Source organism: Pseudomonas sp. SO81 (assembly GCF_030374125.1).
In the GTDB taxonomy this organism is placed as follows: domain Bacteria; phylum Pseudomonadota; class Gammaproteobacteria; order Pseudomonadales; family Pseudomonadaceae; genus Aquipseudomonas.
On record NZ_CP126126.1, the window covers coordinates 3,116,917 to 3,139,947 of the forward strand.

Genomic DNA, 23,031 nt, shown 5'->3' on the forward strand with positions numbered 1-23,031 from the left:
ATGCCCGGCCTGCGCCTGCTGTGTCTGCTGCTGGGCCTGGGCGGCAGTGCCCTTGCCGTTGCCGACGGTCTGGGCAGCGCCCGCGGCTCGGTCGCTCCGGTGGGGTTCGACATCCAGGGCAGCCCGCTGCCCCAGGACCAGGTGCCGCAATTGCGCGCACGCCTGGACGATCTGCTGGCGCTGCTGCGCCAGACCAGGGCACTGGCGCCGCTGCAGGGCTTCGCCATCAATCAGAGCATTCGCCTGTTCGAGCAGCCGGCCGCGCTGAGCGGTGCCCCGGCCGGTGGCTGGGCGCACCTGCTGGTGCGCCGGGTCGACCCGGCGCGCAGCGCCAAGGACCCGGTCAGCGGCGGTCTGCGCGGCTACGGCGAGGGCCCGGCGATCGAGATGCGGGTCAATGACCAGGGCGCGCTGTTCGGCTATCCGGTGGGCAAGGACGCTCAGGGCGATTATTACCAGCTGCTGGTCAAGCCGCGCCGGCTGCAGGGCATGCCGGTGCTGCAGGTCGGCAGCAAGGACGTGGTGGTGGTGCACAAGGCCGGGCGCAAGCCGTTCGCCCATGTCAGCCGCCAGCGCTATCTGCAGGGGCTGCTGGCCAGCGAGCATGAGCATATCGCCAGCCTGCAGCAGCAACTGGCCGAGGCCACGGACGCCGAGAGTCGTCATCAGATGGAGCAGTTCATTCGCCAGTGGCAGGGCACGGCGGCGCAGAAGCAGGCCACGCTCGATGCCATGTCCGACGCCGAACGGCGCTCGCCGACCTGCCAGAGCAGTGGTAGCCGCGGCCTGTTCGCCCCCTGCAGCGATCCGGGCGCGGTGTACTACGTGACCTTCGAGCCGGGCTACTTCCAGCCGGGCCTGCCGCCGAGCAGCGTGCAGCTGCTGACCATCAGCGTGGTCAACAAGGGCTTTCTCAACGACCAGGTCCTGGGCCTGAAGGTGCGCCAGGCGGTCGCCCAGCTCGACCTGGCGGCCTTGCAGAGGAGCCTCGACTGAGCTGGGCTATGCTTCGTCACAGGTCGAGCCAGCACTGCGGCTGGCAGAGATCCTGCTTGGCGGAGAACAACAAACAGCCCGGGGAGGCGATGCATGAAGACCGTTGCGGAACTGCTCAGAACCAAGCCCAGCGCTTACGTCCACCACGTCGCCCCGGAGGCTTCGGTGCTGGATGCGGTCAAGCTGCTGGCCGAGAAGAAGATCGGCGCGTTGCTGGTGCTGGCCGGAGGGCGCCTGGCGGGCATCGTCAGCGAGCGCGACTACGTGCGCAAGCTGGCCGAACTGGAGCGCGGCGCCTTCGAGGCCAAGGTCAGCGAGATCATGACCGCCGAGGTGATCACCGTCGGCCCGCGTGACAGCGTGCAGCACTGCCTGCAGCTGATGACCGACCATCGCTTGCGCCACCTGCCGGTGGTGGCCGAGGGCGAGCTGATCGGCATGCTGTCGATTGGCGACCTGGTCAAGCAGACCATCGCCGACCAGGCCAGTCTGATCCAGCAGCTGGAGCAGTACATTCGCGGCGAGTGACAGCGGGCCGTGCGTCTGCCATGCGTCGTTGAAGCGGGCCTCAGGATGCTCATTTACTCGCTGTAAACTCCGCTCCTTCGGCCCGTTTCGCCTAGCCTGGCTCTAGCACAACCCGCTGTCAGACCCACACAAACTCCACACGCTCTCCACAATCCCCGCACGGCGCCACCATGGGCGCCGTCGAGACTCTCCACACGGTCCAACCCAAGGAGAGTTTCCCCATGAATCGCAACCTGCTGATCAAGCTCGGCGCCATCGCCGCGCTGATCATTCTGCTGATGATCCCGATCATCATGATCGACGGCATGATCGAGGAGCGTCAGGAGCTGCGCGACGGCGTGTTGGAAGACATCGCGCGCAGTTCCAGCCACAGCCAGAAGATCACCGGCCCGCTGCTGGTAGTGCCTTATCGCAAGACCGTGCGCGAGTGGAAGACCCACGACAAGACCGGCGAGCGCTACCTGGAAGAGAGCGAAGTGAGCGGCCGCGTGTACTTCCTGCCGGAGCGCCTGGCCGTCGGCGGCGAGATCGGCACCGAGCTGCGCGCCCGCGGCATCTACCAGGCGCGCCTGTTCCACAGCAACAGCCGCCTCTCCGGGCACTTCGAGGTGCCGGCCAACTTCGGCGTGACCGAGGATCTCGCCGACTTCCGCTTCGGCGAGCCCTTCGTCAGCGTCGGCATCAGCGACATCCGCGGCATCAAGAACAACCTGGTGCTGGAGCAAGGCGAGCGCAAGCTGGCCTTCCAGCCGGGCAGTGCCGACCAGCTGCTGGGCGCCGGTGTGCACGCGCCGCTGCCGATGGCGGTGGCGGACACCCATCAGGCGCAGCGCCTGGAGTTCGCCTTCGACCTGCTGCTGCAGGGTACCGGCGAGCTGAGCATCGCCCCGGTGGGCCGCGAGACTCAGGTCGACCTGAGCGCCGACTGGCCGCACCCGAGCTTTATCGGCGAGTACCTGCCGAGCGAGCGCGAGATCACCGCCAAGGGCTTCAGCGCCCGCTGGCAGACCAGCTTCTTCGCCACCAACATGGAGGAGGCGCTGAACGACTGCGCCAATGCCGGCGAGTGCAACGCCTTCCTCGGCCGCCAGTTCGGCGTCAGCTTCGTCGACCCGGTGGACCAGTACCTGAAGAGCGACCGCGCGCTGAAGTACGCCCTGCTGTTCATCGCCCTGACCTTCGCCGGCTTCTTCCTCTTCGAGGTGCTCAAGCGTCTGTCCGTGCACCCGGTGCAGTACGGCCTGGTCGGCCTGTCGCTGGCGATGTTCTACCTGCTGCTGTTGTCGCTGGCCGAGCACATGGCCTTCGCCCAGGCCTATGCCCTGGCGGCTTCCGCCTGCGTGCTGCTGATCGGCTTCTACGTCAGCCACGTGCTGCACAGCTGGCTACGTGGCGCCGGCTTCACCGCCGCCCTGGCCGGGCTCTACGCGATGCTCTACGCCCTGCTCAGCGCCGAGGACTATGCCCTGCTGATGGGCTCGCTGCTGGTGTTCGGCCTGCTCGCCGCGGTGATGGTACTGACCCGCAAGCTCGACTGGTACGGCATCGCCAAGCCGACCACCACCCTCGCCTGATCGATACGGGCGCGGTGGTGGCCGCGCCCCCTGAGGAGATCGCCATGATTCGTCTACTGATGCAGTTTTCCGCCTGTTTCGCCCTCGGCCTGGTGGTGGCCGGGATGCTCCTGGTCGGCCTGATGTTCTTCGGCCAGTTCGACCTGATCCACGGCCTCAACCTCAGCGGTCGACCGCTGGCCAGCCTCGCCCTGGCGCTGCTGCCGGGCGGCTTCTGGGATGGCCTGACCGGTGTTTCCGATGCCGCCGGCAACGCCCACGTGCAGTCCTTCCTGCAGCTGTGCGTGGCCCTGGCCCAGGTCGCCCTGCTGCTGGCCGCCGGCTTCTTCCGCCTGTGGTACCGGGCATGAGCGGGCATGTCGGTCTGCGCGAGGAAGCGCGTCTGGGGCATCTGCTGGCGCGGCGCATTGCGCGGTTGTTCGTGCCCCTGCAGCCATTGCAGCCAACCCGGTGCCAGGAGCCTGTGAAATGTCGCTAGCCCGCTGGCATGCCTGGGACCTGCTGGTCGGCGTGATGAGTGGTAGCACGCTGGCCTATCTGTTGGCCGTATTGATCGGCCTGTTGCTGCCGTCCTGGCCGTTCAATGGCTTCTTCACCTCCCTGGCGCTGGTCAGCCTGGCCCTGCAGTGGCCGGCCTGGGAGATCGCCGACCCCGATCGTGCCGCCAGCCTGCGGCGTGGCTTGCAGGTCGGTGCCGCGGTGGTGCTGGGCCTGTGGCTGTTCTACTGCCTGGCTTGAGGTGGCGATGAGAACTTGGGTAAGGACGCTGGGGCGCTGGCTGCATCGCGCCGTGTTGCTGCACTGCTGGGCATTGCTGTGCCTGTATCTGGTGTTCAAGCTGCTCGAGCGCTCGCACTTCATCGATGCGCTGCCGGCGGCCATCGAGCCGGCCGGCGTGGTGCTGATCAGCGGCGAGAGCGGCTTTCGCGAGGGCTGCGGCGTGGCGGTGTTTCGCCTGTCAGGAGAGACCCGCGATGCGTTGAGCAACTCGGGGCTGGCCGCGCTGGACGAGGCCCGCCAGGCGCGTGGTTACGCCGACGACTATTACCACTACGAGGCCTGGCAGAGCACACCGGTGCTGGCGGGGGAGATCAGCGAAGGCTGGCCGCCGCTGGCCTGCGCCGCTGCGGATGAAGACCTAGAGCGCCGCATCCTGCTGGCCATGCAGAGCCCCGGCTCTTTCTATACCCGCAAGGACGAGGCGTTGCTGCTGGTGCTGCCGGCCGAGGGGTTGATCGTGTTCGGCTACTTCGGTTGAGTGCCATGTCCAGAAAGCCTTGTGCGGACGCTCTAGACTGTGTCGCTTGATATATGGGCCAGGGAGGCCAGGAATGAAATCGATAAGCAGGTGGGCGCTCGTGGCCGCAGTGATGATTGGCGGGCAGGCGCAGGCGCGGGAGTGCCGTGAGCAGTTGCCGCAGATACTGGCCAGTGCCTATGGTACGGAACAGCATGTGGCACTGGAGAAGGTGGTATGCAAGGTCTGGCCGGCGCGCGCGGAGCTGACCCTGGTGGCGGTGCCGCTGCCTCGAGTCGAGCAGGATGGTTATGGCGAGACCGATCTGGAACTGCTGGTGGTTGGCAGCGCCAGTGGCGAAGTGAGTGTGAGGAAGCTGCTGCCGGGCGAGCTGAACTGGGATGCGGTCTATGTGTCTGGCATCGCCTTCGATACCGCTCCCTACTGGGTGAGCGAGAGGCGGCTGGCCTTTGGCGTACGGATTTCACGAGAGGGTAGTTCGCGAGCTAATCCGTTTTCCGAGCAGTCGCTGAGTCTCTATGTTCTGGACGGCGATGCCATTCGCCCGGTGCTCAGCGACTTGGTCATGGCTGAGAGTGTGGGCGAGTGGGATACCAGCTGCGCGGGGACCTGGCGGGAGATGTCGCGCACCCTGGCGCTGGCCGAGCGGCCCGGGCTCAATGGCTATCATGATCTTGTCCTGCGGGAGAAACGCACCTTCAACCGCGACGAGGTGCGTGGTGACGACTGCGAGACAGTTGAGGGGTATAACCAGAAGCAGCGCTACCGCCTGACCTACGACGGCGAGCGCTATGTGGTGCCGAAAGAGTTGCTGCGTCTGCGCTGATCAGCTCGGCACGGTTGCGATCATCGACGGCCGCTGGCTGACATCCGCATACCAGGCGGCCAGCCCCGGATTACGCTCGCGCCAGCCCAGCTGCGGCTGGCGCAGGTCGAGATAGCCGAGGGCACAGGCCAGGCCGATGGCGGCGATGTCGAAGCGGCTGGCAAGCTCGGCCAGGCACTCGCCTTCGAAGTAGGCCAGGGCCCGTTCGATCTTCTCCTGCTGGGCCGCCTGCCACTGGTCCCAGCGCTTGTCCTCGGGACGCAGAAAGGTCTCGTAGCGCAGCAACACGGCGGCATCGAGGATGGCATCGGCCAGCGAGGCCAGGGTCAGGCGCCGCCAGCGTGCACCGCCGGTGGGAATCAGCGGCTCGCCCACATGCTGGCTGTCGAGGTAGTCGAGGATTACCCGGCTGTCATGCAGCACGCTGCCGTCCGCCAGGCGCAGGGCGGGAATCTTGCCGGCCGGGTTGTCGCGCAGCACATCGGCGCTGGGCGCCACCGGGGTCAGCTGCACCGAATGCAGGGCCACCCGCTCGGTCTGTCCGGTCTCGTGGAGCAACACCAGCACCTTGCGCACGAAGGGCGAGGCGGGGGAGTGGTACAGGGTCATGGTGCTCATGCTGGCTCCTCGTTCGGTTGGCTGACGCAGCCTATCAGCCGTTCGGCTCCAGGGTGAAGGCCTCGGCCGGCCAGCGTCGGGTCTGCCACCAGTAGGCCAGGGTGCTGGCGGGCCACAGGGTGGTGTTGCGCCCGTGGGCGTCGAGGTACCAGCTGCGGCAACCGCTGGTCCACACCGTGTTGGCCATGCGCCGCTGCAGCTGCGAGTTGAATGCCTGCTGCGCCTCGGCGTGCACCTCGATGCTGCGCAGGTCGTCGCCGCGCAGGCGCTGGATGGCCTGCAGGATAAAGCTCAGCTGGGCCTCGATCATGAAGATCATCGAGCTGTGGCCGAGGCCGGTGTTGGGGCCGGTGAGCATGAAAAGGTTGGGGAAGCCGGCGCAGGCGATGCCCAGGTAGGCCTCGCCGCCATCGCGCCAGGCCTCGTGCAGGCTCAGGCCCTGGCGCCCGACGATATCGACATCGTGCAGGTATTCGGTGGCGCGGAAGCCGGTGGCGAAGATAAGTGCGTCCACCGCATGACGCTGGCCGTCGCGGGTGTCGATATGGTCGGCGCCGATCTGGGCGATGGCGCTGCGTACCAGGTGCACATTGGCGCGTTGCAGGGCCGGGTAGTAGTCGTTGGCGATCAGGATGCGCTTGCAGCCGATGCGGTAGTCCGGCGTCAGCGCCTTGCGCAGCTCGGGGTCGCGCACCTGGCGGCGCAGGTGGTGCAGGGCCATGCGTTCGGCGGGCTTGAGCAGCCAGTCGCTGCGCCGGGCGAAGCCGGGCACCCGCGATTCGTTGATCCAGTAGATCACTGCGCGGTACAGCCATTGCAGTGGACGCAGGCGCAGCAGGCTTTTCTCCGCGGGGCTGAAGGTGCGGTCGGCCTTGGGCAGGATCCATGGCGGGGTGCGCTGGAACAGCAACAGCTGGCCGGCCTGTTCGGCAAGCGGCGGCACGAACTGGATGGCGCTGGCGCCCGTGCCAATCACCGCCACCCGCTTGCCGCTCAGGTCCTGCATGTGGTCCCACTGCGCCGAGTGGAAGCGCACGCCACGGAAGTCGGCCAGGCCCGGCAGCGCGGGAATCGCCGGTTCGCTGAGCGCGCCGACCGCGCTGATCAGCACCCGCGTGCGCAGCAGTTCGCCGCTCGCCAGCTGCACGCTCCACTGGCCGCCGGCTTCGTCGTAGCGGGCCGCCGTCATGCTCGCGTTGCAGCGGATATGCGGCGCCAGGCTGTAGCGGCGCACGCAGTGCTGCAGGTAGTCGAGAATTTCCGCCTGTCCGGAATACTTGCGCGACCAGTCGGCACGCGGCTCGAAGGAGAAGGAGTAGAGGTGCGATTCCACATCGCAGGCGGCGCCCGGGTAATGGTTGTCGCGCCAGGTGCCGCCGATCTCGGCGGCCCGTTCGAGGATCAGGAAATCCTCGATGCCGGCCTGGCGCAGGCGAATGCCCATGCCGATGCCGGAGAAGCCGGCGCCGATCACCAGCACCGCCAACACGATCGGTTCGCCCTGCATCAGCGGGTCATCTTCTTCACGAACACCACCACGAACAGAGCCATGGTGAAGCTGCCGGCGAAGGCCTCGAAGGCGGCGATCGGCCGCGCCAGCCCGTGGGGCGTGATATCGCCGTAGCCCAGGGTGGTGAAGGTCACCACGCTGTAATAGAGGCAGTCGAGCAGGTCGCGCAGGTTGGCTGCCAGGCCGCGCTCCAGGGCCAGGCCCAGGGGCAGGTCGCCGTGGCGCACGCCGACCAGGAAGTACAGCAGGCCGCAGGCGACGATCAGGCCGAGGGAGAACAGCACCACATTGAGCGGCTTCTCGCCGTAGCCGGAGAACAGGTCGACCAGCCAGGAGAACAGGCGCCGGCTCGACAGCCGCGGCATCTGCAGGCGGCGCATGACCATCTCGCGGTGGAAGAACTGCCCGGCCTGCTCGAACAGCCCGGCCTTCTCCAGGCGCAGGCGCAGGTTGCGGTAGGTCTCCTCGGCCTCCTCGAAGTCCTGCCGCGCGCCTTCCGCATCGCCTTCCCGCTGGCGCTCGCGGCCGCGGCGCTCCTGGATCAGCTGGCGATCCCACAGCACGTTGTCCAGTCGCGCGCCCTCCAGGCGCACGCCCAGCAGATTGCAGTCACGCAGATCGGCGCAGTGCAGGTTGGCGCCACGCAGGTCGGCCTTCATCAGCGAGGCACCGCGCAGGTTCAGGGCGAAAAGGTGAGCGTTCTGCAGGTCGGCGCGATACAGGTCGGCCTCGCGCAGGTCGTAACCCTCGCGGCTGCCGTGATGCACCAGGTCGACTCCGGCGAGACTGGCGTACTTGAGGCGAAAGCCGCGCATGGACTCGCCGCTGCGCGCCCGCACCTCCAGCGCCGCGCCCAGCCCCTCGGCCTGGCGCCGATCCTGGTCGGGGGCCAGCCAGTGGCTGTCGTCGAGTGGCTCGGTGGACATGGCAATCTCCTGCGAATGCAGACAAGCCTAGCCCGTCCTGATGAGGGAGACGGACGGTCTAAAGATTTCCCCGCTATGGCCGATGGCTCTGGCGATAGGCCGGATTGGGCCTGTGGTATCGGCCAGGGAATTGCTGTCCCCAAGGGATTGTCTGCATGGCGTTGACTCTTACCAACGTGTCGTCACTCGGCGTTCAGCGTGCGCTGAACGAGTCGACGCGCGCGCTGGAAACTTCGATGCAGCGCCTGTCCACCGGCTTTCGCATTAACAGCGCCAAGGATGATGCCGCTGGCTTGCAGATATCCAACCGGCTAGGCAGCCAGATCAGTGGCATGGGTGTGGCGATCCGCAATGCCAACGACGGCATATCCCTGGCGCAGACTGCCGAAGGGGCGCTGCAGCAGTCCACCAATATCCTCCAGCGCATGCGCGACTTGGCGCTGCAGGCGGCCAACGGTTCCAATTCCGGTAGCGAGCGCAGTGCCCTGCAGCAGGAGGCCGCCCAGCTGCAGCAGGAGCTGAACCGCATCGCCGAAACCACCACTTTTGGAGGCCGCAAGCTGCTCGATGGCAGCTTCGGCTCGGTGAACCTGCAGGTTGGCGCACAGGCCAATGAAACCATTGCCATGGGACTGGGCAACTTTGATTCCAGCCGGCTTGGTACCCATTACCAGGATCTGGTCAATCAAACCACCGGCAGCCTGTCCGCTGACCAGTTGGGCGGGCTGGTGGTGCAGGCGGGTACGTTGCCGGATAACGATGTCACCGCTGAGCTGACCATTTCCGGTAGGGACAGCGTCGCGGTCGACGTCGAGGGCTCTGCCGCCTCGGTGGCCAGGGCGATCAACAAACAGACCGACAGAACAGGCGTGCAGGCGGATGCGCGAACCGTGCTGCAGCTGACTTTCACCGGCGACGATACCTTCTCGTTCAATCTCTATGGCGCTAACAGCCGCGCGGTGAGCGTCAGTGCCAGGATCGAGAATGGCGACATCGGTAATATGGTCCAGGCGATCAATGCCGAAGCCGCCAAGACAGGAATTTCCGCTAGAGAGGAAGGCAACCGCCTGTGGTTGGTCAGCGAGGCGGGGGACGATATCGCGCTGGAGGATTTCCTCTCTCAGGGTGCGGGCACCGCGCAGGCGCAGAACTACGACTACACCGGGGAGAATGCGCTGACGGCCTCCACCGCGGCGCTGGTCGACGATTCGGCCATGCGCGCCATCGGTGTCGTGCGTTTGAACAGCGGCAAGTCGTTCGTCACTCAGGCTGATCTAGGCACCTTGTTCGGCATCACGAACAGCCAAGCCAGCGGGTTTGAAGAGCTCAAGGAAGTCAGTTTGCTGACTGCCATCGGCGCGCAGACGGCGTTGGCGGCCATCGATGGCGCACTCACCTCCGTCGACAGCGCCAGGGCCGATCTCGGTGCGGTGCAGAATCGCCTCGAATACACCATCGCCAACCTGCAGAACATGTCGGAGAACCTCTCCGCTGCACGCAGCCGGATCCGGGATACCGACTACGCCGCGGAAGTCTCCAATATGGTCAAGTACCAGATACTGCAGCAAGCGGCGACGGCAATCCTGGCCCAGGCCAACCAGCGCCCGCAGGCCATCCTCAGCCTGCTGCAGGGGCTCTAGCCCTTCAGATTCTTCTCCACCCAGGCCGCGTAGGCGTCGATGAACTTCTGCAGGAAGCCCTTGATGCCATCGTTCGGCTTGCCGTTGTCGTCGAAGAAGCTGCCGGCGCCGCCCAGGTAGGCCTCGGGTTGCTGCAGCACGGGTACGTCGAGGAACACCAGGCACTGGCGCAGGTGGTGGTTGGCGCCGAAGCCGCCGACCGCGCCCGGCGAGGCACTGAGCACGGCGCCGGGTTTGCCGCCGAATGCGCTCTGGCCGTAGGGGCGCGAACCGACGTCGATGGCGTTCTTCATGGGCGCCGGGATCGAGCGGTTGTATTCCGGGGTGACGAACAGCAGTGCGTCGGCGCTCTTCACCTCTTCGCGGAAGCGGGTGTAGGCCGCTGGTGCCGGGCTGACGTCGATGTCCTCGTTGTACAGCGGCAACTCGCCGATCTCGACGATCTGCAGTTGCAGCGATGGCGGTGCCAGTTCGGCCAGTGCCAGCGCCAGCTTGCGGTTGATCGAGGCCTTGCGCAGGCTGCCGACGATGACTGCGACCTTGTAAACCTTGCTCATGGTGACTCCTGTAAGTCTGTGGATGAACGGATGGAAGACCTGAGCAGGAAACTATAGTGCGCCTCGTCGATTACGCCGCTCTGGCGCGCGGCTTGGCCGGGCTGCGACATTTCGCCGGATTGCTCGCGAAGGCTTTTGCGCAGAAATTGATCAACGGCGGCGAAACCGCCGGCACGCAGGTGGGTCATAGCCTGCATGCGTGTCACCAACCGGCGGCACGCTGGCCGAACAAGAACAATCCCCCGATGCCCGTCACTGCCCTACTGTGCCTGCGCATATCGCGCCGGCCATGATTCGTGAGGAATTGGTTATGGATAGGTTCAGCCTCTTCGACCCGCGTTACCAACTCGAAGCCGAGGATCTCGCCGCTGCCTCTGCGGCACATGCGTCGCGCTCGCTCCACCACGGCATCCACCAAGCCCTGCAGGCACTCGATGTCCTCGCCGAGCGCCTGCGCCAGCGGGATCACGCGGGGCGGTCACCGCGCCACTGAGCCTTGGTCAGCAAAGCTCGCCAGCAGGTCTTCACTGAAGGCCTGCTGCGCCTCGCTGGGCTGGCGCCCACGGTGCTGGGCCAGGCGGAACTCGACGCTAAAGCCCAGCCGCTCCGGTTGTAGCGTGCGCAACTGGCCGCGGGCGACCCAGGGTGCGGCGATGTGCTGTGGCAGGTAGCCGATATGCGCGCCGGAGAGGATGAAGGCCAGGCTGCCCTCGACCTGCTCGCAGCGTGCGCTGCTGCTGCCGGACTGCCAGGGCTCGTCGGCGGCGATGAAGCGATAGGGGTGCAACACGCGGTCGCAGTCGTCCAGGTCGGCCTGGCTGATCCGCGTGCGCGCGAACAATGGGTGGCTTTGGCCGCAGTACAGGTGCTGCGGCTCGCTGAACAGCGGGCGGTAGTCGAGGGTGGTCTGGCTGCCGGAGAAATAGCCGATGGCCAGTTGCAGCTGGCCCTGCAGCAGGCGCCGCTCCAGCTCGGCCGGGGTGGCGCTGAGTAATTCGATCTGTACCGCCTGGTTGCGCCGGCGAAAGCGCCCGATGGCCGCGCCGACCCGCTCTAGCACCTCGTCGGCAAGGGCCTCGGAGAGACCGACGTGCAGCTCGCCGAGCAGCTTGTCGGCCATGCCCTGGGCCTCGCCCTTGAAGGTCTCGATGGCGCCGAACAGCTTGCGGGTGGCGGCCAGCACCTGCTCGCCCTTGGGCGTCAGGCGAAAGCCGGCCTTGCCGCGCTCGCACAGACGAAAGCCCAGGCGTGTCTCCAGCTTGGCCATCTGCGTGCTGATGGTCGACTGGCCGATGCCGAGTTCGCCCTGGGCGGCGCTGAAGCCACCGTTCTCCACCACGCTGACGAACAGGCGCAGCAGCTGCAGATCGAGGTCACGTAGTTGGCTGAGCATCGCGGCTCCATACATTGATAGATATCGATGCCAGAGTAGATCACTTCGTATTTATCGGAAGCAAACTGCGGCGCAGGATGGCTCCACTCAGAGCCCCAGCAGAGGGGCACGGGCTACCGAATCTGCCGAGGAATCCGCTCATGCGCCTTGTCGCCAGCTTGCTTGTATTCGCCTTCGCCCTGCCGCTGCAGGCCGAGGAAAAAGTCCTAAACCTCTACAACTGGGCCGATTACGTACCGGTGGAGGCGCTGCAGCGCTTCCAGGCCGAGACCGGGATCAAGGTTAAGTACGACACCTTCGACAGCACCGAGGTGCTGGAGAGCAAGCTGCTCACCGGCGGCAGCGGTTACGACGTGGTGGTGCCGTCGTCCAACGTGCTGGCCCGCACCATCGGCGCCAAGGCGCTGCAGCCGGTGGGCGAGCTGGCCGGCAAGGGCAATCTCGATCCCGAGCTGCTGGCCAAGCTGGCCGGCGTCGACCCCGGCAACGCCTACGGCGTGCCCTACACCTGGGGCACCATCGGTCTGGGCATCAACAAGGAAGCGGTGGAACAGCGCCTGCCCGGCGTGGCGCTGGACAGTCTCGATCTGCTGTTCAAGCCCGAGTACGCCAGCAAGCTCAAGGACTGCGGCATCAGCGTGCTCGACTCGCCGCAGGAGGTGATCGCTGTGGTCCTCAACTATCTGGGCAAGGACCCCTACAGCACCGCCGAGGCTGATCGCGAGGCGGCCAAGGCGTTGCTCGCGCAACTGCAGCCGAACCTGCGCTACGTCGGCCAGAGCCGGCAGATAGATGACCTGGCCAAGGGCGAGGTGTGCCTGGCGCTGACCTACACCGGCGACGCCGGCATGGCCACCGCTCGTGCCCTCGAAGCCAAGCAGCCGTTCACGGTGGTCTACCGGATTCCCAGGGAAGGCACGCTGATCTGGTTCGACACCCTGGCCATCCCGGTGGATGCGCCGCACCCAGAGGCCGCGCGCGCCTTCATCGACTACATGCTCAAGCCCGAGGCCATCGCCGAGCTGACCAACTCGCTGTACTTCGCCAACGCCAACCGCGCGGCCACGCCGCTGCTGGACGAGGCGGTGAGTGGCGACCCGGACATCTACCCGGCGGCAGACATGCGCGCCAGGTTATTCGCCGAGCAGAGCCTGCCGCTGCGCGAGATGCGCCAGCGCACCCGCCTGTGGACGGCGTTCCGCACCCAGTACTGATTGCCGTATGGCCACTCCGGCACTGAGTGGCCCGTTCTGCAGATATCGAGCATCCGAACATGGAACAAGCCTTCGACAACGATCAGGCGATGACCCGCGACAGCCTCTACGGCACCGCGGCCGAGCCGACCTACGCCGGCATCACCAGCTTCATGCGCCGTCGCTATACCCGCGACCTGCGCGGTGTGGATCTGGTGGTCAGCGGCGTGCCGTTCGACACCGCCACCACCAATCGCCCGGGTAGCCGCTTCGGCCCGCGCGCCATTCGCGCCGCGTCGATTCAATCGGCCTGGGCCCGGCACTTCCCTTGGGAGTTCGACCCCTTCGACCTGCTGGCCTGCATCGACTACGGCGACTGCTATTTCGACCACGGCACGCCGCAGGACACCCCGGCGGCCATCGAGGCGCACGCCGACAAGATCCTCGACGCCGGCTGTGCCATGCTCACCCTGGGGTGGCGACCACTTCATCAGCTACCCGCTGCTCAAGGCCCATGCGAAGAAGCACGGCACCCTGTCGCTGATCCACTTCGACGCGCACAGCGATACCTGGCCGGACGAGGAGGGCGCGCGCATCGACCACGGCACTATGTTCTACCACGCCGCCAAGGACGGCCTGGTCGACTCGGCGCGCTCGGTGCAGGTTGGCCTGCGCACCACCAACGATGACGTGATGGGCTTCCAGGTGCTGGATGCGCGACAGGTCAACCGCAGCACGCCGGAACAGATCGCCGAGCTGATCCGCGCCCGCGTCGGCGACAACCCGGTGTACCTGACCTTCGACATCGACTGCCTCGACCCGGCCTTCGCTCCCGGCACCGGCACTCCAGTGTGCGGCGGGCTCTCCAGCCACCAGGCCCTGGAAATCCTCCGTGGCCTGCGCGGCATCAACTTGGTCGGCATGGATGTGGTCGAAGTGGCGCCGCCCTACGACAACTCGGAAATCACCGCCCTGGCCGGCGCCGCTCTGGCGATGGAGATGGTTTGCCTGTACGCCGCGCGGCATAAGCTCTGACGCGGCCTGGCGCTATATCAGCGGCGGGATATGGCTGGCGTCGTCCTGCGCGAGGATTACCCGTTGCAGCTCGGCCGCACCGGGCGACAGGCTGTGGCCGGCGCGGCTGACGATGCCGTAGGCGGAGCGCTGCGCCGGCATGCCGGTGTGCAGCGGCAGCACGGCCAGGCGCCCGGCCGCCACGTCCTGGGCGATCACGTCCCAGGGCGACATGCTCAGCACATGACTGGCCGAGACCAGCTCCTTGAGCACCATGAAGTTGTCGCACTCGACGCTCAGCGGGCTGGCCTCCCTACCGCTCAGGCTCTGTAGCGCGCTGGCCACTTCCTGCGGCAGCTGGGTGCCGGCCAGCGGGTAGTCCAGCAGGTCTTTCACCCTCAGCCGCGGGCGCGCCAGCAGCGGATGCTGTGGGTGGCAGAACAGCACGGCGGGGTGCGGGCGCAGCGCCTCGATCTGCAGGCGCGCATCGCCCTGAAACTCGCGGATATCGGCGACGAACAGCTCGATCTGGTTGTCCAGCAGGCGCGTGCGCAGCTGCTGCCAGCTGTCGATGGTCAGCTGCAGGCGCACCCGCGGGAAGCGTTCGGCGAAGGCGCCCATGGCCTGTGGCACCAGGCGCGCCGCCGGGTAGGGGCCGGCGCCCAGGCGTACCTCGCCGCTGCCCAGGTTGCCCAACTGGCTCACCGCATTGCTCAGCGCCTGGCTGCCGGCCAGCAGGCGGCGCGCATGCTCCAGCACCAGCTCGCCATGGGCGGTCAGGCTGATGCCACGGCTGTGGCGGTCCACCAGGCAGCAGCCGAGGCTGCTTTCCAATGCCTGAATGCTGCGGCTCAGCGCCGGCTGGCTGAGATGCACGGCCTCGGCGGCGCGGGCGAAATGGCCGTGGTCAGCGAGGGCGACGAAGTGGCGGAGCTGGCGAAGATCGTTCATGCGCGGCCTGCATCAATGCTTGATTTGAAATGCATTGGAATTATTGAGGCCGCCTCGGCAGTCTGCCAAGACTCGATAGCCCTAAATATACGAGGTCGCCGATGCGCACCCTGTCCCACTTCAGTGGCCTGCTGCTGGCTGCTGCCCTGCCGTTCACTGCCAATGCCGAACTGCCCGCCGGGAAGATCGAACCCTCGATCAATGCCGAGCTGGCCGAGCACACCAAGCACTTCAGCGAGAAGGTCTACCCGATCGCCGACAACGTCTGGTCGGCGGTGGGTTGGAACCTGGCCAACAGCGTAATGATCGAGGCGCCCGAGGGGCTGATCATCGTCGACACCGGCGAGTCGGCCGAGCAGTCGCGCAAGGTGCTCGCCGAGTTCCGCAAGATCAGCAGCAAGCCGATCAAGGCCATCGTCTACACCCACTTCCACCCCGACCATATCAACGGCGTGAAGGGCTTTGTCAGCGAGGAGCAGGTGAAGAGCGGCGAGGTGCAGATCTACGCTCAGGAAACCCTGCTGGAAAACGTGGTGACCCAGGGCGCACTGGTTGGCCCGATCCTCGGCATGCGCTCCGGCTATAGCTTCGGCGCCGCCCTTTCGGATGCCGACAAGAAAGACATGAACGCCGGCCTCGGCCCGCTGGCCCATGAGGGCCAGTCGACCTTCATCGCGCCGACCATCACCTTCAAGGACAAGCTCGACACCACCATCGCCGGCCTGCCGGTGCAGTTCCTTCATGCGCCCAGCGAGGCGCCGGACGAGATCGTCCTGTTCCTGCCAAACAACCGCGTGCTGATCAGCGCCGAAGTCACCCAGGGCCCGACCCTGCCCAACGTGCATACCCTGCGCGGCACCAAATTCCGCGACCCGGTGGTGTGGGTGAAGAGCCTCGATGCCCTGCGCGCCTTCCAGGCCGAGTACATGGTGCCACTCCACGGCCAGCCGGTGAGTGGCAAGGACAAGGTCGAGGAAGTGCTGCGCATGACCCGCGACGCCATTGCCTATATCCACGACCAGACCGTGCGCTGGATGAACAAGGGCCTGACCCCCGACGAGCTGGTCGAGAAGGTCCAGCTGCCGCCGCACCTGGCCGGCTACACGCCCTACCTGCGCGAGTACTACGGCACGGTGAAGCACAGCGTGCGGCAGATCTACAACGGCTACCTGGGCTGGTTCCAGGGTGACCCGGTGGACCTCGACCCGATCCCGCCGGTGGAAAAAGCCAAGCGCCTGATCGAGCTGATGGGCGGCCGCGACAAGGTGCTGCTGGCCGCCGGCGACGCCTACCTCAACGGCGACTACCAGTGGGCCGCCGAGCTGGCCAGCTACTCGATCCGCGTCGATCACGGCGACACGCTGGCGCGCGACATCAAGGCGCGCAGCTTCCGCAAGCTGGGCTACGCCAGCATGAACATCAACTGGCGCAACTGGTACCTGATGAGCGCCATGGAGCTGGAAGGCAAGTTCGACAACGGCGGCGCCGAGGAAATGGGCCAGCGCATCCGTGGCGCCTTCCTCTCGGCGGACATGCTGAAGAATCTGCCGGCGCGCATCTTCCTGCAGAACTGGGTGACCCGCATCGATCCGGAGAAAAGCGCCGACGTGAACCTGACTCTCGGCTTCGTCTTCCCCGATATCGGCGAGGAGTGGGCCCTGGAAGTACGCCGCGGCGTGGTCGAATTGCACAAGGGCATCCCGGCCGGCACCACGCTCAAGTTGACCCTGGACAAGACCTACCTGGATACCGTGATCAGCGGCGAGAACGGTCTGCTCAAGGGCGCCCTGCTGGGTGATGTGAAGGTCGACGGCAACCTGCTCGACATCAAGACCTTCCTCGGCTGCTTCGACTTCGAGGATGCCCCCATCGCCCTGACCGTGCGCTGAGCATCCGGTCATCCGCCATATGTCGCTGCCGGTTCGCCGGCAGACCATCCCGCGTCTGGAGGAGTAGCGTCATGCAGCGTCGCGAACTGTTGAAGAAGGCGGCCGCGTTGTCCGCCGCCGGCCTGGCCGCTCCGCTGCTCGGGCAGCAGGCCGCCCCGGCGCTGGCGCGGCCCACCGGGCGCAAGCCGAACATCCTGCTGATCGTCACCGACCAGCAGCGCGCCCATCAGGACCTGCCCAGCGCCGTGCCGCTGCCCGGCCACGAGCGCCTGCTGCGGCGCGCGGCGAGCCTGGGCAATTTCCACGTCAACACCACGCCCTGTTCGCCGTCGCGCTCGGTGCTGTTCACCGGCCAGCACACGCAGAAGACCCTGATCACCGCCAACGTCGGCCTGCCGCCGTTTCGCGAGCTGTCGCCCGAGCTACCGACTCTCGGCCATATGCTGCGCGAGCAGGGTTACCTGACCGCCTACAAGGGCAAGTGGCACCTGTCGCACATCGAGCAATCAAGCAACCTCACCTATGGCGTGGTGCAGCCGAGCACCGATGCGCTGCTGCCGTACGGCTTCGCCGACTACAACCTGAACGGCGACCCGCATGGCTCGCTGATGACCGGCTTCATCTACGACAAGGTCACCGCCAGCGACTCGGTGGCTTGGCTGCAGCAGCACCGCAGCGACGAGCAGCCGTGGTTCCTCGCGGTCAACTTCGTCAACCCGCACGACATCATGTTCTACAGCTCGGGGATCAGGCAGGAGCAGAGCCGCCTGCGGCGCAACTTCCTCGGGCCGATCTCGCCTGGGCCGAGCACCGGGCTGTACGAGAAACACTGGGACCTGCCACTGCCGAAGAGCTTCTACTCCGAGGACCTGAGCCGCAAACCCTGGGCCCAGCGCGCCGACGTGGAGCTGTGCAACAACATCTACGGCCACCTCGACCCCAAGGACGAGCAGGCCTGGCAGGGCCTGCAGAGCTACTACCTGAACTGCGTGCGCGACGTCGACCATTCCATCGAGCAGGTGCTGCTGGCGCTGGAGAGCAGCGGCCTGGCCGACGACACCATCGTCATCCTCACCGCCGACCACGGCGAGATGGCCGGCGCCCACCAGCTACGGCAGAAGGGCCCGCACATGTACAAGGAGAACACCCGAGTCAACTTCATCGTGCGTCACCCGGACATCCAGCAGGGCTTCACCAGCCAGGCGCTGGGCTCCACCGTCGACATCGTGCCGACCGTGCTGGAACTGGCCGGGCTGGATGCGGCGGGGCAGGCCGAACTCTATCCGCAGCTGGCCGGCGTCAGCCTGGCCGAAAGCATCGGCGGGGCGAGCAGGCGCTCCGTGCGCGACGAGCGCGGCCACCTATACGACTACGGTGTGGTCATGTACCTGGACCCGGAATTCACCGAGGCGGTGATGCGCGACCATGATCAGGTCACGCCCTGGGCGTTCATCCAGGAGTCGCTGGCGCAGATGCAGCTCGGCCCGTCGATGAAGAATCGCGCACTGTTCCGCGGCATCCACGACGGGCGCTACAAATTCGCCCGCTACTTCGCCGCCGAGGATCACCACATCCCGGCCAGTTTCGACGACCTGCTGGCGCGCAACGACCTGGAGCTGTACGACACCCAGGCCGATCCGGAAGAATTGCACAACCTGGCCGCCGACCCGCAGGCGCAACGCGCCCTGATCGAGCGTCTGAGCGGCCGGCTCAACGAACTGCTGGCTCTGGAAGTCGGTGTCGACGACGGCCGCGAACACCCGGGCCCGACCTTTCTCTACAGCTGAAGGAGTCATCCATGCTGAAAATAGCCAAAGGCGCAGTGGCCGTGTTCTGGCTGCTGGCGCTGGTTAACCTGCTACACCCCTTTGCCGGCCCCTACATGACCTGGGCCGCGGCGCTGATGCTGCTGGTGCACGTACTGGAAATCATCCTGTTGCACGGCCGCCTGCAACGCCAGGCCCAGCCCTGGCGGGATCGTCTGCAGGTGCTGCTGTTCGGCGTGCTGCACGTACGCGGCTTGAGCGCCTGAGCGAATCAGCCTGAACCGTGCTGCGCGTGCTGGGGTCTGTGCTAGTGCGGCGCATCGCCGCCATGGACCCCAAGGAGTAGCGCATGGACCTCGTCCGTATCCTCATCGCCATCCTGCTGCCGCCACTGGGCGTATTCCTCCAGGTCGGCTTCGGCGGAGCCTTCTGGCTGAACATCCTGCTCACCCTGCTCGGCTACATCCCGGGCATCGTGCACGCGGTGTACATCATCGCCAAACGCTGAAGGGCAGAAACGAAAAAGCCGCGCAATTGCGCGGCTTTTCATTTGGTGGGCCCACACGGACTCGAACCGTGGACCAAAGGATTATGAGTCCTCTGCTCTAACCGACTGAGCTATAGGCCCTCAGAAGGAGCGGCGGATTATACCGGCGCCTTTTCCGCGCTGCCAATCGGCAATGGGCCGAGGAAATTCGCGGCGAAGGACTCGGCGGAGAGCGGCCGGCTGATCACGTAGCCCTGGATCTGCTCGCAGCCTTCGCTGGTGAGGAAGAGCTCCTGGGCCTTGGTCTCCACGCCCTCGGCGATCACCGTCATCTGCAGGCTGCGACCCAGGGCGATGATGGCGCGGGTGATGGCGGCATCGTCCGGGTCGCCGGGCAGGCCGCGGACGAAGGACTTGTCGATCTTCAGGATGTCCAGCGGCAGGCGCTTGAGGTAGCTGAGCGAGGAGTAGCCGGTGCCGAAGTCGTCGATGGCCAGCTGCAAGCCGAGCTTCTTCAGCTCATGCAGGATCAGCAGCGCCTCCTCGGCCTGGGTCATGATGAAGCTCTCGGTGATCTCCAGTTGCAGGCTGGTGGCGGCCAGGCCGAAGTCGCTGAGGGTGCCGGCGATGCGCTCGACCAGTTGCGTCTGGCGCAGCTGGCTGCCGGACAGGTTGACCGACAGCGGGCCGAAGGGCGCATGACTGTCCTGCCATTCGCGCATCTGCCGGCAGGCTTCCTGCAGCACCCAGTCGCCGAGCTGGAGGATCATGCCGTTGTCTTCGGCCAGCGGGATGAAGCGGTCCGGTGGAATCTCGCCGAACACCGGGTGGTTCCAGCGGATCAGCGCCTCGGCGCCGACCAGTTGCCCGCTGTGCAGGCACAGCTTGGGCTGGTAGTGCAGGCTCAGCTCGTCACGCTCGATGGCGCGGCGCAGCTCCAGCTCCAGAGTCATGCGTTCGGTGGCCTGGAAGGTCAGGTTGCGGGTGTAGAACTCGATGCGGTTGCGACCCTTGGCCTTGGAGCTGTACATGGCCGCGTCGGCGTTCTTCACCAGGGTGGCGACGTCGTTGCCGTCCTCGGGGAACAGGCTGATGCCGATGCTGGAGCTGATGAAGAACTCGTGGCCGTCGGCCTGGAATGGCGCGTTGAAGCAGGTCAGCAGCTTGGTGGCGACCCGCTCGGCGTCGCGTGGCTGGTGCAGGCCGGGCAGCAGCACGATGAACTCGTCGCCGCCCAGGCGGGCTACCGTGTCGACGTCGCGCAGCTGCTCGCGCAGGCGCTGGGCGATGCTCTTGAGCAGCAGGTCGCCGACCGGATGGCCGAGGCTGTCGTTGATGTGCTTGAAGCGGTCGAGGTCGAGGAACAGCACGGCTCCACGGCTGTGGTCGGTGCGCGCGTCGTTCAGCGCGTTGTCCAGGCGGCTCTCGAACAGCATGCGGTTGGGCAGGCCGGTGAGCGGATCGTGGTGGGCCTGATAATCCAGGCGGGCCTGGGCGTGCTTGAGCGAGCTGATATCGGCGAACACGCCGACGAAGTGGGTGATCAGCCCGCTCTGGTCACGCACCGCGCTGATGGTCAGCCACTCGGGGAACAGCTCGCCGTCCTTGCGCCGGTTCCAGATTTCGCCCTGCCAGTGGCCCTCGGCGGCCAGCTGGTGCCACATGGCGGCGTAGAAGGCGCTGTCGTGTCTGCCCGAGGCCAGCAGGCGCGGGCTCTGGCCCAGGGCTTCGGCTTCGCTGTAACCGGTGATGGTGGTGAAGGCACGATTGACGGCGGTGATGCGCTGATCGAGGTCGGTGATCATCACGCCCTCGGCCGTGCTCTCGAATACGGTGGCGGCCTGGTGCAGGCGCTCCTGCATCTGTTCACGCTCAGTGATGTCGCGGGCGATGATCAGCATGCACGGCTCGCCCTCGATCATGATCGGCTGCACGGCCAGATCGCCCAGGCGACGCTGGCCGTTGCTGGTGTTGATCCAGGCGCGGAAATCGTTGATCGAGCCATTGGCGCGGATCTGCTCGATCATGCTGTCGCGGTCCTGCGGGTCGGCCCACAGGCCGATCTCCAGGGTGGTATGACCCACCGCCTGGTGGCTGTCGTGGCCGGTGATGCGGAAGAAGCCGTCGTTGGCCTCGAGGATCATGCCGTCACGCACGCGGGTGATCAGCAGGCCGTCCGGCGAGGCATGGAAGGCCTTGGCGAATTTCTCTTCGGATAGCTGCAACTGCTGCTGGGTGCGTTTCACCTCGGTGATGTCGCGTACCGCGATTACCAGCGCCGGCTGGCCGTCCATCTCGATGTGCTGGGCGGAGATCAGGCCGGTGAACTGCTCGCCGCTGCGGCGGCGGAAGGGCATCTCGATATTGTTCAGGATCCTTTGCTGCAGGCGGTCGAGCAGCACCGGGCCGATGCTGGGCAGGCCCCAGATATCCAGCTCGGTGGCAGTCTTGCCAATGGCTTCCTGGGCGCTGATGCCCAACTCCTGTTCGAACGTGCGGTTGACCGTCAGCAGCACGCCATCCAGGCGTCGGGCGATGACCAGGATGTCCGGGCAGTTGTGGAACACCAGCTCGAATTTTTCTTCCGACAGGCGCTGCGCCTGCTCGGTCCGCTTGCCCTCGCTGATATCGATCATCAGCCCGCGCAGTAGCGTGCCGTCGCTGTTGGGGATCAGGGTGACTATGTCGCGAATCCACACGGTACTGCCGTCGGCCGCCAGCATCCGGTAGTCCAGGCTGTGGTCGCGGCCCGCCTGGCTTTCTGTCAGGCAGTACTGCTTGGCCCGGGCTGCATCGTCCGGGTGCAGAGCGCGTTGCCAGAAGCCGGGCTCCAGCCACTCCGCCAGGGGATGGCCGAGCAGCTTCTCGGCATGTGGCGAGACGTAGGTGAAGCGCAGGTCCTCCATGCGCATCTGCCAGGCCACGGCGTTGAGGCTCTCGACCAGGCCACGGTAATGCTGTTCGCTGTCGCGCAGGCGCTCTTCCAGCTCCTTGCGCCCGCGCATTTCCTGACGCAGGCGCCGGTTGATGCGCAGCACCATGGCCAGCACCAGCAGGGCCAGCAGCAGCGCCGGCACGCCATACAGCAGAAGGGTGCGCTGCCAGGCGTCGCGCTCGTCCAGCACGCCGCCGACCCAGGGCTCCTGCAGGGCGGCGATTTCTTCTGGCGTGAGTTCGGCGAAGAGCTTGTCGAGGATGCCGATCAGTGGGCTGTGGCCGTGCGGCGCGGCCATGGCCAGCTGGTAGCGATAGGGTGTCTCGCCGCTCACCAGCAGGCCTTCCAGCTTGAGCTGGCGCAGGCTCCAGACGCTGGAGGCGAGGTCGCCGATCATCGCATCGGCCTGGCCGGTGGCCAGCGCCTGCAGGGCGGCGTTGACGCTGGGCAGCGGCAGCAGGTTGAGGTCAGGATGGCGACTGCGCAGCAGTTCGTGCGGCGCATAGTCCTGCACCACGGCGATCTTCAGGCCATACAGCTGATCGAGCCGGCGTGGCTGCGGGCCGCTGCTATGGGCCAGGATGACGATGGGGAAGTCGAGGTAGGGGCGGGTGAAGACCAGGTCGCGCTGGCGTTCGGGGGTGGACATGATGCCGGGTAGCAGGTCCAGCTCACCACTCTTGGCGCCGACCAGCACTTCGCTCCAGCTGCGCGGCTCCACCGGCAGTACGCGAATCTTTAGGCGCTCTTCGATCAGTTCGACATAGCTGGCGCTGAGGCCGCTGTAACGGCCCTGTTCGTCGCGGAACTCGAAGGGCGGCCAGGAGGCGTCGATGCCCAGGCGCAGTTGCGGATGCTCGGTCAGCCAGGCCTGTTCCTCCGGGCTGAGGGTCAGGGCGGCCGCCGGCAACGCCCAGAACGCCAGACACGACAGGAGAATGGCCAGCGGACGCGACATGCGGGCGGTTCC

At 66.3% G+C, this 23,031-nt stretch carries 22 protein-coding genes, 1 tRNA gene and 1 pseudogene; 16 read left to right on the plus strand and 8 right to left on the minus strand.

Features of this window, described 5'->3' with window-relative positions; translation table 11 throughout:
* The 7 genes from OH686_RS14490 (at nt 1) to OH686_RS14520 (ending at nt 5,182) form a co-directional block, all read left to right on the plus strand.
* Nucleotides 1-996 carry a hypothetical protein gene (locus tag OH686_RS14490; RefSeq protein WP_289533493.1) on the plus strand — a complete coding sequence of 332 codons (996 nt, stop codon included), beginning with the start codon at nt 1-3 and terminating at the stop codon, nt 994-996.
* 93 nt (nt 997-1,089) lie between these two features.
* On the plus strand, nt 1,090-1,524 hold the full coding sequence (locus OH686_RS14495; protein ID WP_289533495.1) for a CBS domain-containing protein: 435 nt from the start codon (nt 1,090-1,092) through the stop codon (nt 1,522-1,524).
* Between the two features lie 221 nt (nt 1,525-1,745).
* Nucleotides 1,746-3,098 (plus strand): cell envelope integrity protein CreD, encoded by a 1,353-nt coding sequence (gene creD / locus OH686_RS14500; protein ID WP_289533496.1) that lies wholly within the window; start codon nt 1,746-1,748, stop codon nt 3,096-3,098.
* A gap of 47 nt (nt 3,099-3,145) precedes the next feature.
* Nucleotides 3,146-3,448, plus strand: a complete 303-nt coding sequence (locus OH686_RS14505; RefSeq protein ID WP_289538984.1) for a hypothetical protein — start codon at nt 3,146-3,148, stop codon at nt 3,446-3,448.
* 118 nt (nt 3,449-3,566) lie between these two features.
* Nucleotides 3,567-3,836, plus strand: coding sequence for a hypothetical protein (locus OH686_RS14510; protein ID WP_289533498.1), 270 nt, complete (start codon nt 3,567-3,569; stop codon nt 3,834-3,836).
* Nucleotides 3,837-3,843: 7 nt separating this feature from the next.
* Nucleotides 3,844-4,356: a hypothetical protein gene (locus tag OH686_RS14515; protein ID WP_289533499.1), complete on the plus strand. Its 513-nt coding sequence runs from the start codon at nt 3,844-3,846 to the stop codon at nt 4,354-4,356.
* A gap of 73 nt (nt 4,357-4,429) precedes the next feature.
* Complete coding sequence (locus tag OH686_RS14520) at nt 4,430-5,182, plus strand: PA3715 family protein (RefSeq protein WP_289533500.1); 753 nt, start codon at nt 4,430-4,432, stop codon at nt 5,180-5,182.
* On the opposite strand, the gene OH686_RS14525 is transcribed toward OH686_RS14520, so the two are convergent.
* From OH686_RS14525 to OH686_RS14535, 3 genes are read right to left on the minus strand one after another with little or no spacing between them, the layout of a single operon-like run.
* The gene (locus OH686_RS14525; protein WP_289533502.1) at nt 5,183-5,800 is read right to left on the minus strand and encodes a glutathione S-transferase; all 618 of its coding nucleotides are present in this window, start codon (nt 5,798-5,800) and stop codon (nt 5,183-5,185) included.
* A 34-nt stretch (nt 5,801-5,834) separates the two neighbouring features.
* A complete protein-coding gene (locus OH686_RS14530; RefSeq protein ID WP_289533503.1) occupies nt 5,835-7,307 on the minus strand; it encodes a flavin-containing monooxygenase in 1,473 nt (490 codons plus the stop codon).
* Nucleotides 7,307-8,236, minus strand: a complete 930-nt coding sequence (locus OH686_RS14535; protein WP_289533504.1) for an ion channel — start codon at nt 8,234-8,236, stop codon at nt 7,307-7,309. The genes OH686_RS14530 and OH686_RS14535 overlap by 1 nt, the downstream gene beginning before the upstream one ends.
* A 155-nt stretch (nt 8,237-8,391) precedes the next feature.
* Between OH686_RS14535 and OH686_RS14540 the strand changes: the two genes are divergently transcribed.
* The gene (locus tag OH686_RS14540; RefSeq protein WP_289533506.1) at nt 8,392-9,876 is read left to right on the plus strand and encodes a flagellin N-terminal helical domain-containing protein; all 1,485 of its coding nucleotides are present in this window, start codon (nt 8,392-8,394) and stop codon (nt 9,874-9,876) included.
* Here the strand turns inward: OH686_RS14540 and OH686_RS14545 are convergent.
* Complete coding sequence (locus tag OH686_RS14545) at nt 9,873-10,433, minus strand: NADPH-dependent FMN reductase (protein ID WP_289533507.1); 561 nt, start codon at nt 10,431-10,433, stop codon at nt 9,873-9,875. The two genes, OH686_RS14540 and OH686_RS14545, sit on opposite strands and share 4 nt — an antisense overlap.
* A gap of 56 nt (nt 10,434-10,489) precedes the next feature.
* Between OH686_RS14545 and OH686_RS14550 the strand changes: the two genes are divergently transcribed.
* Nucleotides 10,490-10,726, plus strand: a complete 237-nt coding sequence (locus tag OH686_RS14550; protein WP_289533509.1) for a hypothetical protein — start codon at nt 10,490-10,492, stop codon at nt 10,724-10,726.
* 17 nt (nt 10,727-10,743) lie between these two features.
* The gene (locus tag OH686_RS14555) at nt 10,744-10,926 is read left to right on the plus strand and encodes a hypothetical protein (RefSeq protein ID WP_289533511.1); all 183 of its coding nucleotides are present in this window, start codon (nt 10,744-10,746) and stop codon (nt 10,924-10,926) included.
* Here the strand turns inward: OH686_RS14555 and OH686_RS14560 are convergent.
* Complete coding sequence (locus OH686_RS14560) at nt 10,912-11,826, minus strand: LysR family transcriptional regulator (protein ID WP_289533512.1); 915 nt, start codon at nt 11,824-11,826, stop codon at nt 10,912-10,914. The genes OH686_RS14555 and OH686_RS14560 overlap by 15 nt on opposite strands.
* 140 nt (nt 11,827-11,966) lie before the next feature.
* Between OH686_RS14560 and OH686_RS14565 the strand changes: the two genes are divergently transcribed.
* Both OH686_RS14565 and speB read left to right on the plus strand, forming a co-directional pair.
* Entirely contained in the window at nt 11,967-13,040 is a 1,074-nt protein-coding gene (locus tag OH686_RS14565; protein WP_289533514.1) for a polyamine ABC transporter substrate-binding protein, read from the plus strand.
* A 59-nt stretch (nt 13,041-13,099) separates the two neighbouring features.
* A pseudogene (gene speB, locus OH686_RS14570) lies at nt 13,100-14,054 on the plus strand (agmatinase).
* A gap of 12 nt (nt 14,055-14,066) precedes the next feature.
* Here the strand turns inward: speB and OH686_RS14575 are convergent.
* The gene (locus OH686_RS14575; protein WP_289533516.1) at nt 14,067-14,984 is read right to left on the minus strand and encodes a LysR family transcriptional regulator; all 918 of its coding nucleotides are present in this window, start codon (nt 14,982-14,984) and stop codon (nt 14,067-14,069) included.
* Between the two features lie 101 nt (nt 14,985-15,085).
* Here OH686_RS14575 and OH686_RS14580 point away from each other — a divergent pair, with 101 nt between their 5' ends.
* From OH686_RS14580 to OH686_RS14595, 4 genes are all read left to right on the plus strand, one after another.
* On the plus strand, nt 15,086-16,873 hold the full coding sequence (locus OH686_RS14580; protein WP_289533518.1) for an alkyl/aryl-sulfatase: 1,788 nt from the start codon (nt 15,086-15,088) through the stop codon (nt 16,871-16,873).
* 71 nt (nt 16,874-16,944) lie between these two features.
* Entirely contained in the window at nt 16,945-18,660 is a 1,716-nt protein-coding gene (locus tag OH686_RS14585) for a sulfatase family protein (RefSeq protein WP_289533520.1), read from the plus strand.
* An 11-nt stretch (nt 18,661-18,671) separates the two neighbouring features.
* Complete coding sequence (locus OH686_RS14590; protein WP_289533523.1) at nt 18,672-18,905, plus strand: DUF1145 domain-containing protein; 234 nt, start codon at nt 18,672-18,674, stop codon at nt 18,903-18,905.
* 83 nt (nt 18,906-18,988) lie between these two features.
* Nucleotides 18,989-19,147 carry a YqaE/Pmp3 family membrane protein gene (locus OH686_RS14595; RefSeq protein WP_074679695.1) on the plus strand — a complete coding sequence of 53 codons (159 nt, stop codon included), beginning with the start codon at nt 18,989-18,991 and terminating at the stop codon, nt 19,145-19,147.
* A 43-nt stretch (nt 19,148-19,190) separates the two neighbouring features.
* On the opposite strand, the gene OH686_RS14600 is transcribed toward OH686_RS14595, so the two are convergent.
* Both OH686_RS14600 and OH686_RS14605 read right to left on the minus strand, forming a co-directional pair.
* Nucleotides 19,191-19,267: transfer RNA gene (locus tag OH686_RS14600), tRNA-Ile, on the minus strand.
* A gap of 17 nt (nt 19,268-19,284) precedes the next feature.
* Complete coding sequence (locus tag OH686_RS14605; RefSeq protein ID WP_289533525.1) at nt 19,285-23,019, minus strand: bifunctional diguanylate cyclase/phosphodiesterase; 3,735 nt, start codon at nt 23,017-23,019, stop codon at nt 19,285-19,287.
* Nucleotides 23,020-23,031 lie beyond the last annotated feature (12 nt).

Coding starts and splice junctions, on each gene's coding strand:
- OH686_RS14490 (WP_289533493.1), top strand. CDS start 1: ATGCCCGGCCTGCGCCTGCTGTGTCTGCTGCTGGGCCTGGGCGGCAGT.
- OH686_RS14495 (WP_289533495.1), top strand. CDS start 1,090: ATGAAGACCGTTGCGGAACTGCTCAGAACCAAGCCCAGCGCTTACGTC.
- creD (WP_289533496.1), top strand. CDS start 1,746: ATGAATCGCAACCTGCTGATCAAGCTCGGCGCCATCGCCGCGCTGATC.
- OH686_RS14510 (WP_289533498.1), top strand. CDS start 3,567: ATGTCGCTAGCCCGCTGGCATGCCTGGGACCTGCTGGTCGGCGTGATG.
- OH686_RS14515 (WP_289533499.1), top strand. CDS start 3,844: ATGAGAACTTGGGTAAGGACGCTGGGGCGCTGGCTGCATCGCGCCGTG.
- OH686_RS14520 (WP_289533500.1), top strand. CDS start 4,430: ATGAAATCGATAAGCAGGTGGGCGCTCGTGGCCGCAGTGATGATTGGC.
- OH686_RS14525 (WP_289533502.1), bottom strand. CDS start 5,800: ATGAGCACCATGACCCTGTACCACTCCCCCGCCTCGCCCTTCGTGCGC.
- OH686_RS14530 (WP_289533503.1), bottom strand. CDS start 7,307: ATGCAGGGCGAACCGATCGTGTTGGCGGTGCTGGTGATCGGCGCCGGC.
- OH686_RS14535 (WP_289533504.1), bottom strand. CDS start 8,236: ATGTCCACCGAGCCACTCGACGACAGCCACTGGCTGGCCCCCGACCAG.
- OH686_RS14540 (WP_289533506.1), top strand. CDS start 8,392: ATGGCGTTGACTCTTACCAACGTGTCGTCACTCGGCGTTCAGCGTGCG.
- OH686_RS14545 (WP_289533507.1), bottom strand. CDS start 10,433: ATGAGCAAGGTTTACAAGGTCGCAGTCATCGTCGGCAGCCTGCGCAAG.
- OH686_RS14555 (WP_289533511.1), top strand. CDS start 10,744: ATGGATAGGTTCAGCCTCTTCGACCCGCGTTACCAACTCGAAGCCGAG.
- OH686_RS14560 (WP_289533512.1), bottom strand. CDS start 11,826: ATGCTCAGCCAACTACGTGACCTCGATCTGCAGCTGCTGCGCCTGTTC.
- OH686_RS14565 (WP_289533514.1), top strand. CDS start 11,967: ATGCGCCTTGTCGCCAGCTTGCTTGTATTCGCCTTCGCCCTGCCGCTG.
- OH686_RS14575 (WP_289533516.1), bottom strand. CDS start 14,984: ATGAACGATCTTCGCCAGCTCCGCCACTTCGTCGCCCTCGCTGACCAC.
- OH686_RS14580 (WP_289533518.1), top strand. CDS start 15,086: ATGCGCACCCTGTCCCACTTCAGTGGCCTGCTGCTGGCTGCTGCCCTG.
- OH686_RS14585 (WP_289533520.1), top strand. CDS start 16,945: ATGCAGCGTCGCGAACTGTTGAAGAAGGCGGCCGCGTTGTCCGCCGCC.
- OH686_RS14590 (WP_289533523.1), top strand. CDS start 18,672: ATGCTGAAAATAGCCAAAGGCGCAGTGGCCGTGTTCTGGCTGCTGGCG.
- OH686_RS14595 (WP_074679695.1), top strand. CDS start 18,989: ATGGACCTCGTCCGTATCCTCATCGCCATCCTGCTGCCGCCACTGGGC.
- OH686_RS14605 (WP_289533525.1), bottom strand. CDS start 23,019: ATGTCGCGTCCGCTGGCCATTCTCCTGTCGTGTCTGGCGTTCTGGGCG.